Source organism: Paenibacillus baekrokdamisoli (assembly GCF_003945345.1).
GTDB classification, from domain to species: Bacteria; Bacillota; Bacilli; order Paenibacillales; family Paenibacillaceae; genus Paenibacillus_Z; species Paenibacillus_Z baekrokdamisoli.
Window position 1 is genome coordinate 5,051,083 of sequence record NZ_AP019308.1, and the last position, 11,749, is coordinate 5,062,831.

General features: G+C 47.9%; 6 protein-coding genes, 8 tRNA genes and 2 rRNA genes. All 16 read right to left on the reverse strand.

Annotation, left to right across the window (positions count from 1 at the left end):
* Positions 1-5 precede the first annotated feature (5 nt).
* The 16 genes from lgt to EKN16_RS22265 all read right to left on the reverse strand — a co-directional run bounded on the left by lgt (position 6) and on the right by EKN16_RS22265 (position 11,723).
* A complete protein-coding gene (gene lgt / locus EKN16_RS22190; protein WP_125662349.1) occupies positions 6-1,031 on the reverse strand; it encodes a prolipoprotein diacylglyceryl transferase in 1,026 nt (341 codons plus the stop codon).
* A 147-nt stretch (positions 1,032-1,178) separates the two neighbouring features.
* Entirely contained in the window at positions 1,179-2,117 is a 939-nt protein-coding gene (gene hprK, locus EKN16_RS22195; RefSeq protein WP_125662352.1) for an HPr(Ser) kinase/phosphatase, read from the reverse strand.
* 186 nt (positions 2,118-2,303) lie between these two features.
* The gene (locus EKN16_RS22200) at positions 2,304-3,425 is read right to left on the reverse strand and encodes an ABC transporter ATP-binding protein (RefSeq protein WP_125662355.1); all 1,122 of its coding nucleotides are present in this window, start codon (positions 3,423-3,425) and stop codon (positions 2,304-2,306) included.
* A gap of 101 nt (positions 3,426-3,526) precedes the next feature.
* On the reverse strand, positions 3,527-4,672 hold the full coding sequence (locus EKN16_RS22205) for a PucR family transcriptional regulator (RefSeq protein WP_125662358.1): 1,146 nt from the start codon (positions 4,670-4,672) through the stop codon (positions 3,527-3,529).
* A 256-nt stretch (positions 4,673-4,928) separates the two neighbouring features.
* Positions 4,929-5,004: transfer RNA gene (locus EKN16_RS22210), tRNA-Lys, on the reverse strand.
* A gap of 15 nt (positions 5,005-5,019) precedes the next feature.
* Positions 5,020-5,104 (reverse strand) — tRNA-Tyr (locus tag EKN16_RS22215).
* A gap of 40 nt (positions 5,105-5,144) precedes the next feature.
* Positions 5,145-5,220: transfer RNA gene (locus tag EKN16_RS22220), tRNA-Phe, on the reverse strand.
* A gap of 10 nt (positions 5,221-5,230) precedes the next feature.
* A tRNA-Asp gene (locus EKN16_RS22225) sits at positions 5,231-5,307 on the reverse strand.
* Between the two features lie 13 nt (positions 5,308-5,320).
* A tRNA-Val gene (locus EKN16_RS22230) sits at positions 5,321-5,396 on the reverse strand.
* A gap of 9 nt (positions 5,397-5,405) precedes the next feature.
* A tRNA-Met gene (locus tag EKN16_RS22235) sits at positions 5,406-5,482 on the reverse strand.
* Between the two features lie 229 nt (positions 5,483-5,711).
* Positions 5,712-8,641 (reverse strand): 23S ribosomal RNA (locus EKN16_RS22240).
* A gap of 297 nt (positions 8,642-8,938) precedes the next feature.
* Positions 8,939-9,014: transfer RNA gene (locus tag EKN16_RS22245), tRNA-Ala, on the reverse strand.
* Positions 9,015-9,027: 13 nt separating this feature from the next.
* A tRNA-Ile gene (locus EKN16_RS22250) sits at positions 9,028-9,104 on the reverse strand.
* Between the two features lie 145 nt (positions 9,105-9,249).
* Positions 9,250-10,804 (reverse strand): 16S ribosomal RNA (locus EKN16_RS22255).
* Together the 16S and 23S rRNA genes with 8 tRNA genes alongside form the textbook arrangement of a ribosomal RNA operon.
* 365 nt (positions 10,805-11,169) lie before the next feature.
* Positions 11,170-11,433, reverse strand: a complete 264-nt coding sequence (locus EKN16_RS22260) for a pro-sigmaK processing inhibitor BofA family protein (protein WP_125662361.1) — start codon at positions 11,431-11,433, stop codon at positions 11,170-11,172.
* Positions 11,430-11,723 (reverse strand): DUF2508 family protein, encoded by a 294-nt coding sequence (locus EKN16_RS22265; RefSeq protein WP_125662364.1) that lies wholly within the window; start codon positions 11,721-11,723, stop codon positions 11,430-11,432. The genes EKN16_RS22260 and EKN16_RS22265 overlap by 4 nt, the downstream gene beginning before the upstream one ends.
* Between the last annotated feature and the right edge of the window lie 26 nt (positions 11,724-11,749).

The window sequence follows — 11,749 nt, forward strand, 5'->3', positions numbered from 1 at the left end:
CACTCTTACTCCTTCATTGATGAATCTGCGTCTTGAGGAGGATCAATCTTTGCACGAGCGGTTTCGCTTGTCTGAACGGCGGTCTTCTCTGGAGCTTGGACACCTGCAGGTAGTCCCGTTTTATAATTAATAATCGGGTCCGAATAATGCTCTTTAGCTGCTCCGTTCTTACGACGTACAATGATAAGTGTAACCGCCACAATAATAAGTACTACTGAGATGAGCTGCGAGATTCGAACGTTCCCTTCAGCTGGGTTCAAATAACCATGCTCGAATACGATCGTCATCGGCGACCACAGTCCATTCATCAATGACTCCACCCATGAAGCGCCTTGGAAAGCGAGACTATCCGTTCTCAGACCTTCGATGAAGAAACGGCCGATGGAGTACCAGATAAAATACGACAGCAATATTTCCCCCACACGTACAAAAGAACGGCGACGAAGCACGAGCAGTACAATTAAACCAACCAAATTCCATAACGATTCATATAAGAAAGTGGGGTGATGAAAAACCCCTTCAACATTCATTTGATTAACAATCCAGCTAGGAAGATGAAGCGTATTGCGCAGGAAACTCTCTTCAACAGGTCCGCCATAGGCTTCCTGATTGACGAAGTTACCCCATCGACCAATTAATTGGCCAACAATGAGACCGGGCGCGCAAATATCCGCAATTCGCCATAGGCTGTATCCCTTTATCCGAGAATAGATATAGCCACAAATAAAAGCACCGATCAAGGCACCATATATAGCTATGCCACCATTCCAAATTTTGAATACATCAACTAGATGGTCTTTATATTCATCCCATTTAAAAGCGACAAAGTATATTCTCGCTCCAATAATAGCTGATGGTACGCCAAACAGCACCAAATCCATAAAAAAGTCCGCCGACAACCCAAATCGCTTACCCTCCTGTACAGCAAGCAGCAATCCAAGGAGCGCGGCAGTCCCTAGGATGATTCCATACCAATGAACAGAAATTGGGCCTAGCGAGAATGCAATCGACTCTAAACGTAATCCATACATGTGTCAATGGCTCCTTTTATCAATATACACTCTTCCCTTGCAGCTGCTCGGGCTGAGCTCGGCTAGATTCGACCCTTAAGTTCAATTTATCTTCCAATAAAAAATCTTTGATCCCTTTATTTTCCACCAAATCTTGATCCCGTATCGTCAATCAAAATCATCCGAGTCATCTGCAATCGTTTCAGTCAGCTTATTCGTGAATTGCAGGGCAGCATTATAGCCCATCCGTTTGAGCCTGAAGTTCATCGCAGCAACCTCAATAATTACAGCCAAGTTTCGTCCAGGGCGAACAGGAACAGTCACAAGAGGTACATCCGTATCAATAATTCGCGTCGTCTCTTCATCAAGGCCAAGTCGATCATATTGCTTATCTGCCTGCCAATTTTCCAGCTTAATGACAACGCTAATCCGTTTCATGGTCCGAACCGCACCCGCACCGAATAAGGTCATAACATTGATAATACCTAGACCGCGAATTTCTAACAGATGACGAATAAGTTCAGGTGCACTTCCATGTAATTGTCCATCCGAGGTTTGGCGAATCTCAACCGCATCATCCGCAACAAGTCGATGACTGCGTTTGACAAGCTCTAGCGCTGTCTCACTCTTACCAATGCCGCTGCCCCCTGTAATGAGGATACCCACACCATAGATATCAACGAGAACGCCATGAATCGTCGCGGAAGGAGCAAGCTTACGCTCCAAAAAGTTCGTTATTCGGCTAAGAAAAATCGTCGTCGCTGCGTTACTGCGCAGCACCGGAATCTTCTTCAGGTTAGATTGGTCAACAAGCTCCTGTGGTGCTTCTAGACCACGCGTAATTATAAAACAAGGTGTCTCATCATCGCATAACCGCTCGATCCGATCTATTCGTTCCTCTTTGCTTAGCGTCTCCATGAAAGTAAGCTCTGTTTTTCCGAGAATCTGTACACGCTCTTTTGGATAATAATGAAAATATCCTGCCATCTCAAGACCTGGTCGTGATAAATCATCAACCGTAATATTCCGACGCAAACCATCTTCGCCGCTCAATATTTCAAGCTGAAACTGTCCGACAAGCTCGGACACCCTTACTTTTTTAGGCATTGCAAGGCCTCCTCCAAATCGTCATCAGCTATAATTTCCACTACTATCTTTCAATTTTTCCAATGTACTCATCGTATAGGAATTAAGCACCAAAATCAACGTCTCTGCCGATTCGTCTTCTATTTTGAAATTAAAAACAGCCGCCCAATGTACGGGCGGCTGTTACAAAAGGCTAGTGCCTATGAATTAAACTTCAAATACGTTCAGTTCGCTCTCTTTGTCGAAGATATGAACTTTGTTCATATCGAGGGCTAGCTTCACATTTGTACCTTCTTTAACACCTGAACGGCCATCAAGACGAGCGATAACTGTATCCTTGCCAAGACCGGTTAGGTACAAGTACATTTCATGTCCAAGGTTCTCCGAAACTTCAACGTGCGCGTTAACGATCGTTTGTGGTGAAGCTTCGTGGAATATTGGCTCTTCGTGGAAATCTTCCGGACGAATACCAAGAATGATTTCTTTGCCAACAAGACCTTTTTCGCGAAGTAGTTGTGCTTTACCCGCTGGTACAAGAACATCAACGTTATTTGCTTTGAATCGTACTACTCCACTTGTTTCAGACAGCGTACCTGTAATAAAGTTCATGGAAGGAGCACCGATGAAGCCTGCTACGAAAATGTTTACTGGGTGGTTGTAAAGCTCTTCCGGTGAAGCTGCTTGTTGAATGATACCGTCTTTCATAACGACGATACGGTCACCCATTGTCATTGCTTCGATTTGGTCATGCGTTACGTAAATAACAGTTGTTTCTAGACGTTTAGCAAGCTTGGAAATTTCAGCACGCATTTGTCCACGAAGTTTAGCATCCAAGTTGGAAAGCGGCTCATCCATTAAGAATACTTGCGGTTCACGAACGATCGCACGGCCTAGGGCAACACGCTGACGTTGACCACCGGACAACGCTTTAGGTTTACGGTCTAGCAAATGCTCAATATCAAGAATTTTAGCGGCTTCACGAACACGTTTGTCGATTTCCGCTTTTTTGAATTTACGAAGTTTAAGACCAAATGCCATATTTTGATATACGTTCATATGTGGGTACAAAGCGTAAGATTGGAATACCATTGCAATGTCGCGGTCTTTCGGAGCTACGTCATTAACAAGACGCTCACCGATGAACAGTTTACCCTCAGAGATTTCTTCCAAACCTGCGATCATACGTAGCGTTGTGGATTTACCGCAACCTGATGGACCGACAAGAACCAAAAATTCTTTGTCTTTAATGTCGAGGCTGAAATCTTTTACGGAAGCGAGATCAGTACCCGCGTATTTTTTGTAAACATGCTCTAAGCGTACACCTGCCATTTGTATTTCCCCCTATACGAATATTGTTCTTCTGCTTTACTTCTTAATACTATCTTATATTAGTGCTGCCTAGATGACTATGCACATACTTTACAAAAAAACTACTTCCTTTTCGTCACTTTGTACAATAGCAAAATAATTTTGACGAGTACCGCATCACGGAATTGTCGAACATCCAATTCGGTCTCCTGCTTTAGCTTATCAAGACGATATAATAACGTATTCCGATGGATATAAAGTTTTTTTGCTGTCTCACTCACGTTGCAATCCAACCCAAAAAACGTCTCAAGTGTCGTTAGAATTTCCGGCTCCAAAAACACATCCGTTCTCTTCAAAGCTTGTTCAACAAATCGAAGACGCTGCATCTCAGGAATGGTACTAAGCAGTCGTTCTAAATGAAGCAGCCAAGGCAAATGGATATTTGATCCGACATGGAACGCCCTTCCTAGCTGCACAGTTTCGCGAAGGAGCGCTGTTACACTAATAATTGAATTTACAGGTGAAATTGGTTGTGACACAGCCAAGTGGCAGTCACCGATCCATTCACTTGCTAACATTTCATGCAGACCTAAAGCGATTGACGCAAGACTTTCCTCAACTGATTCTTCTGATTCCTCATCTCGTTCCTCTAACTGAGCATCGTGAATAAGTGATTGAGGACCCAGAATAAGCCACTCTTGTTCCTTCAAAGGAATAATAATAACTTCCTCCGCTAGAAAGGTCTTCAGTAATTTCTCAAGTTCGCCATAGCTAGAGCGGCCTGATTCCGCTTGTTCACAGACGAGTAAAAATGGAATCATGCTTGAAAACAATCTTCCTTTAGTTCGAAGTCGATCAGGTAAGGATTGCTGAAGATCATTGGAGTCCAACTGCTCCGAAATCCAAGAACCCAATTCCCTTGCATATCTCTCACTTTCCGAATAGCCGTCATAACTCTCCACGCCTGCCGAACGCATTTGTGACAACGTCCATCCAATCAAACGAATTTCCATCTCTGTGAGCTGCCCACGTTCTACCTCAAGGACATTAACAGTATGTTGATCTCCATGCAGAGCAAACCAAAGCGGCCCGGTCGGTAACACAACATAATCACCTGTAGAAACCGTATTCAATTTCCTAGGTTCTACACCCGATATGCGTTTGATTTCATCCTTATGGAATTCCCACGTTTGAAGAGAAAGCTGAAGTTGACGGACCGGGCAATCAAGAACTGCTTGCAATTGCACCAACCATTTTGCTTCGCTCATCGTCTTGCCCCTATCCTGTCAGCGCTGAAACGCTGCTTTTTCTGTAAACAATGCTTAACTTGCAACTGTAAAATGATGTAGATCTTGTCTTCTTGTAGCACATTGTATCATACATTGTTTCTGATTTCAGCCTAGCAGCATCAACAGGACAATTGATAAATGTGGCCCCCCAGTATTTGAGGCACACGTTTCATTGTCAAAAGAAATCAAAAAAACCTATGGACAGTAGTGTCCATAGGTTTGAAATTTCACAAAATGGTGAGTCATGTAGGATTCGAACCTACGACACCCTGATTAAAAGTCAGGTGCTCTACCAACTGAGCTAATGACTCTGGTTGTGTAAAGAATGGTGGAGGGCGATGGATTCGAACCACCGAACTCGAAGAGAGCAGATTTACAGTCTGCCGTGTTTAGCCACTTCACTAGCCCTCCGGACAAAACACTCAAAAGACAATACTGTCTTTTGGGAAAATGGTGGCTCGGGACGGAATCGAACCGCCGACACGAGGATTTTCAGTCCTCTGCTCTACCGACTGAGCTACCGAGCCTTACAAATAATGGCGGAGCCGACGGGATTCGAACCCGCGGTCTCCTGCGTGACAGGCAGGCATGTTGGGCCACTACACCACGGCTCCGCAATTGTAATTATGGTGGAGGCTGACGGGATCGAACCGCCGACCCTCTGCTTGTAAGGCAGATGCTCTCCCAGCTGAGCTAAGCCTCCATATTAGGTTGGTAGCGGCGAAGGGATTCGAACCCCCGACCCTCCGGGTATGAACCGAATGCTCTAGCCAACTGAGCTACACCGCCACGAATTGCCCTGAAAAGCTTGTCCTTACAATGCCGGGCAGCAAGTAAGTCAGGTTAAAGGCGTCGCCAAACGCCGTGCCATTATATATTAATGAGCCGCACTTGTCGGCGATTTCAATATAATTACGCCCTGAAAACTGGATACGAACATTTGCGAAATGTTGTCTTAGCTTTGTTAACTGTTACACGTAAGTCCCGAAGCCTTGCTCTCACCTAGGGTGAGAAGCGGTAGGATAAGCCCTCGACCGATTAGTATTCGTCAGCTGCATGCATTGCTGCACTTCCACCTCGAACCTATCAACCTAGTCGTCTTCTAGGGGTCTTACGAATTGGGAAATCTCATCTTGAGGGGGGCTTCACGCTTAGATGCTTTCAGCGCTTATCCCGTCCGCACGTAGCTACCCAGCTATGCTCCTGGCGGAACAACTGGTACACCAGCGGTGCGTCCATCCCGGTCCTCTCGTACTAAGGACAGCTCCTCTCAAATTTCCTACGCCCACGACAGATAGGGACCGAACTGTCTCACGACGTTCTGAACCCAGCTCGCGTACCGCTTTAATGGGCGAACAGCCCAACCCTTGGGACCTACTTCAGCCCCAGGATGCGATGAGCCGACATCGAGGTGCCAAACCTCCCCGTCGATGTGGACTCTTGGGGGAGATAAGCCTGTTATCCCCAGGGTAGCTTTTATCCGTTGAGCGATGGCCCTTCCATGCGGTACCACCGGATCACTAAGCCCGACTTTCGTCCCTGCTCGACTTGTAGGTCTCGCAGTCAAGCTCCCTTATGCCTTTACACGCTACGAATGATTTCCAACCATTCTGAGGGAACCTTTGGGCGCCTCCGTTACTCTTTAGGAGGCGACCGCCCCAGTCAAACTGCCCACCTGACACGGTCCCTGTACCGGATTACGGTACCAGGTTAGAACTCCGATACGATCAGGGTGGTATCCCAACGGTGCCTCCACCGAAGCTGGCGCTCCGGTTTCTTAGGCTCCCACCTATCCTGTACAGATCGTACCAAAGTCCAATATCAAGCTGCAGTAAAGCTCCATGGGGTCTTTCCGTCTTGTCGCGGGTAACCTGCATCTTCACAGGTATTAAAATTTCACCGGATCTCTCGTTGAGACAGCGCCCAAGTCGTTACGCCATTCGTGCGGGTCAGAATTTACCTGACAAGGAATTTCGCTACCTTAGGACCGTTATAGTTACGGCCGCCGTTTACTGGGGCTTCAGTTCATAGCTTCGCCTTGCGGCTAACCACTCCCCTTAACCTTCCAGCACCGGGCAGGCGTCAGCCCGTATACTTCGCCTTACGGCTTCGCACAGACCTGTGTTTTTGCTAAACAGTCGCTTGGGCCTTTTCACTGCGGCCCCCTCGGGCTATTCACCCTACCGAGGCACCTCTTCTCCCGAAGTTACGAGGTCATTTTGCCGAGTTCCTTAACGAGAGTTCTTCCGAGCGCCTTAGCATACTCTGCTCGCCTACCTGTGTCGGTTTGCGGTACGGGCACCTTCACCTGGCTAGAGGCTTTTCTTGGCAGCGGGAACACATGACCTTCGGTACTATAATTTTCCCTCCCCATCACAGCTCAGCCTTATAGTGTGCGGATTTGCCTACACACAAGCCTTACTGCTTGGACGAGCTATTCCATCAGCTCGCGTCACTATCCTTCTGCGTCACCCCATTGCTCATAACGGCTTACGGTGGTACAGGAATATCAACCTGTTGTCCTTCGACTACGCCTTTCGGCCTCGCCTTAGGTCCCGACTTACCCTGAGCGGACGAGCCTTCCTCAGGAACCCTTAGGCTTTCGGCGGACAAGATTCTCACTTGTCTTTTCGTTACTCATACCGGCATTCTCACTTGAATACGGTCCACCAGTCCTTACGGTCTGACTTCAATCTATATTCAACGCTCCCCTACCACTGATACCAAAGGTATCAATCCATAGCTTCGGTGGTGTGTTTAGCCCCGTTACATTTTCGGCGCAGAGTCACTCGACCAGTGAGCTATTACGCACTCTTTAAATGGTGGCTGCTTCTAAGCCAACATCCTGGTTGTCTGTGCAACTCCACATCCTTTCCCACTTAACACACACTTGGGGACCTTAGCTGATGGTCTGGGCTGTTTCCCTCTTGACAATGGATCTTAGCACTCACTGTCTGACTCCCGGATATAAGTACATGGCATTCGGAGTTTGGCTGGACTTGGTAACCCTTGGCGGGCCCCGCACCCAATCAGTGCTCTACCTCCATGACTCTCAATTCCGAGGCTAGCCCTAAAGCTATTTCGGGGAGAACCAGCTATCTCCGAGTTCGATTGGAATTTCTCCGCTACCCCCACCTCATCCCCGCATTTTTCAACATGCGTGGGTTCGGGCCTCCAGTGCGTGTTACCGCACCTTCACCCTGGACAGGGGTAGATCACACGGTTTCGGGTCTACGTCCACATACTATGTCGCCCTATTCAGACTCGCTTTCGCTGCGGCTCCGGCTCTTCACCTTAACCTTGCATGGGAACGTAACTCGCCGGTTCATTCTACAAAAGGCACGCCATCACCCCTATAACGGGCTCTGACTTTTTGTAAGCGCACGGTTTCAGGTTCTTTTTCACTCCGCTTCCGCGGTGCTTTTCACCTTTCCCTCACGGTACTGCTTCACTATCGGTCGCTAGGGAGTATTTAGCCTTGGCAGATGGTCCTGCCGGATTCCCACGAGGTTTCACGTGTCTCGCGGTACTCGGGATCCGTCTCGGAGAGTGTCGACTTTCAACTACAGGGCTTTTACCTTCTTTGGCGGGCCTTTCCAGACCTCTTCGTTTAACCGGCACCTTTGTAACTCCATGTGAGACGTCCCACAACCCCAAGGAGCAAGCTCCTTGGTTTGGGCTAATCCGCGTTCGCTCGCCGCTACTGACGGAATCACTATTGTTTTCTCTTCCTCAGGGTACTTAGATGTTTCAGTTCCCCTGGTATGCCTCTGTATCACCTATGTATTCAGTGATAAGTAACTGTGCATTACCACAGCTGGGTTTCCCCATTCGGACATCCCCGGATCAAAGCCTGCTTACGGCTCCCCGAGGCATTTCGTTGTTCGCCACGTCCTTCATCGGCTCCTAGCGCCTAGGCATCCTCCGTGCGCTCTTACTAGCTTAACCAAATGCTCCGGTTTTGGCCTTTGTGCTCCCGTGGTACTGCGTACCAAAGTCGCTCAAACGCTCAAAACCTACGCTACAATAAACATTGTTAGTTTGAATGTCGCTCAAAACGAAGTTTTAAGTTCAAAACCAACTACAGTACTTATTGCCAGTTAACTCAGCTAAGAGTTTATTTCGCAAATTTCATATCCAGTTTTCAAGGTGCAATCACCTGTAAAGATTACAATTGAGAATCCAATTGTTTCTTATCGGCAAATTATACATTTCATTCAACATCGCGTAGTTCTGCTGCGATATTGGTGGAGCCAAGCGGGATCGAACCGCTGACCTCCTGCTTGCAAGGCAGGCGCTCTCCCAGCTGAGCTATGGCCCCATGTGAAGTTAAATGGTTGGCCTTAGTGGACTCGAACCACCGACCTCACCCTTATCAGGGGTGCGCTCTAACCAGCTGAGCTAAAGGCCATCGATCTTTAATTTCGATGAATGTTCCAACCTACAGAACCTTCACCTCAATGGCTTAACTTTGAAAGAGACTTGCTCTTTCAAAACTGAACATGAGCGATACCTGTCAAGTATCTAACCCTCTACGGGGCTAGGTAATTCCTTAGAAAGGAGGTGATCCAGCCGCACCTTCCGATACGGCTACCTTGTTACGACTTCACCCCAATCATCTACCCCACCTTCGGCGGCTGGCTCCCTTGCGGGTTACCCCACCGACTTCGGGTGTTGTAAACTCTCGTGGTGTGACGGGCGGTGTGTACAAGACCCGGGAACGTATTCACCGCGGCATGCTGATCCGCGATTACTAGCAATTCCGACTTCATGCAGGCGAGTTGCAGCCTGCAATCCGAACTGAGACCGGCTTTTAAGGATTCGCTCCACCTCGCGGTATCGCTGCCCGTTGTACCGGCCATTGTAGTACGTGTGTAGCCCAGCTCATAAGGGGCATGATGATTTGACGTCATCCCCACCTTCCTCCGGTTTGTCACCGGCAGTCACCTTAGAGTGCCCAGCTTAACCTGCTGGCAACTAAGATCAAGGGTTGCGCTCGTTGCGGGACTTAACCCAACATCTCACGACACGAGCTGACGACAACCATGCACCACCTGTCTCCGATGCTCCGAAGAGGGGCACTATCTCTAATGCTTACATCGGGATGTCAAGAGCTGGTAAGGTTCTTCGCGTTGCTTCGAATTAAACCACATACTCCACTGCTTGTGCGGGTCCCCGTCAATTCCTTTGAGTTTCACTCTTGCGAGCGTACTCCCCAGGCGGAATGCTTAATGTGTTAACTTCGGCACCAAGGGTATTGAAACCCCTAACACCTAGCATTCATCGTTTACGGCGTGGACTACCAGGGTATCTAATCCTGTTTGCTCCCCACGCTTTCGCGCCTCAGCGTCAGTTACAGCCCAGAAAGTCGCCTTCGCCACTGGTGTTCCTCCACATCTCTACGCATTTCACCGCTACACGTGGAATTCCACTTTCCTCTTCTGTACTCAAGCTTTGCAGTTTCCAGTGCGAATCGGAGTTGAGCTCCGAGATTAAACACTAGACTTACAAGGCCGCCTGCGCGCGCTTTACGCCCAATAATTCCGGACAACGCTTGCCCCCTACGTATTACCGCGGCTGCTGGCACGTAGTTAGCCGGGGCTTTCTTCTCAGGTACCGTCACACGAGGAGCAGTTACTCTCCTCGCTGTTCTTCCCTGGCAACAGAGCTTTACGATCCGAGAACCTTCATCACTCACGCGGCGTTGCTCCGTCAGACTTTCGTCCATTGCGGAAGATTCCCTACTGCTGCCTCCCGTAGGAGTCTGGGCCGTGTCTCAGTCCCAGTGTGGCCGATCACCCTCTCAGGTCGGCTACGCATCGTCGCCTTGGTGAGCCGTTACCTCACCAACTAGCTAATGCGCCGCAGGCCCATCTACAAGCGGCAGATTGCTCCGCCTTTCCCAATTCGGCCATGCAGCCAAATTGTGTATCCGGTATTAGCATTCGTTTCCGAATGTTATCCCGATCTTGTAGGCAGGTTGCCTACGTGTTACTCACCCGTCCGCCGCTAATTTAATCGGAAGCAAGCTTCCTCTTAAATCCGCTCGACTTGCATGTATTAGGCACGCCGCCAGCGTTCGTCCTGAGCCAGGATCAAACTCTCCATAATAGAAGTTCTTTGTCACCGAGGTGACTGAAACTCCAATGCTTCCATCCCGAAGGATTTCGGCGTTACAGAAGCTTAATTGCTCAAGCTTTTGCTAGCTTTTAAAACCTTTATGACAGGTCGCTCATTGTTCAGTTTTCAAAGAACAAATACCGTTTAATTACTGCTAAGTTACTGCTTGTTTATCGCCAATGTCTCAGCGGCGACTTGATTAATATATCACATCCGCCTAATCAATTGCAAGTGTTTTTTTAAAATTTGTTTTCTGTAATCGATTGAACCTCATGTGACGCGAGACCTAATTTAACATATAGATCCTACCAAGGTCAAGTGTATTCAAGATATTAGTACGATTCCTTCCCCCTTCTCTAGAATAGCACTCGCTGTAGACTCAGCACCAATGCAATACCTGGTAGTCCAAGGAGTACGACTGTACCTATCGTTGTTGGATTAAGGGGGACTTCGAATCCTTTCGTAATGCCGGAGTAGTTAAGTAAATATAACGCAACAGCAGCAGTTATAAGATGAAGCATGAATCGTGTTATCCACCGCCATGACAGTTTGTTCCTGAGCATAACAGCTGCAAGCATTGTCAATGACCCTATCAATAGAACTACCCAAATTAGCTTCATACAACATCCCCCCTTAAACGGCAGTTAATCATACTTGACCACTGCGAGGAATCTCCCTGCAGCACCTTCGCTTTGCGGAGCAGCATTTCGTATCGTTTTTCTGCTGCTTCGATGGCAAAGATCGCATAATCAATCTGATCTTTTCCAAGTGCATACTCGAAATGCCTTAAAGCGTTGTCCCAATCTCTTTTAGCTACAAGGATTTCATTATATAGATCGAGCATGTCCTTCAAATTATTACTATTGTCAGAGGCCTTCTTCTTACCGCCATACCTAAAGCTTCTCCACATTTAACTCACTCCTCCTCGGCTTGTCC

Excerpts from the sequence above, each read along its gene's own strand:
- lgt (WP_125662349.1), bottom strand. The coding sequence starts at position 1,031 with ATGTATGGATTACGTTTAGAGTCGATTGCATTCTCGCTAGGCCCAATT.
- hprK (WP_125662352.1), bottom strand. The coding sequence starts at position 2,117 with ATGCCTAAAAAAGTAAGGGTGTCCGAGCTTGTCGGACAGTTTCAGCTT.
- EKN16_RS22200 (WP_125662355.1), bottom strand. The coding sequence starts at position 3,425 with ATGGCAGGTGTACGCTTAGAGCATGTTTACAAAAAATACGCGGGTACT.
- EKN16_RS22205 (WP_125662358.1), bottom strand. The coding sequence starts at position 4,672 with ATGAGCGAAGCAAAATGGTTGGTGCAATTGCAAGCAGTTCTTGATTGC.
- EKN16_RS22260 (WP_125662361.1), bottom strand. The coding sequence starts at position 11,433 with ATGAAGCTAATTTGGGTAGTTCTATTGATAGGGTCATTGACAATGCTT.
- EKN16_RS22265 (WP_125662364.1), bottom strand. The coding sequence starts at position 11,723 with ATGTGGAGAAGCTTTAGGTATGGCGGTAAGAAGAAGGCCTCTGACAAT.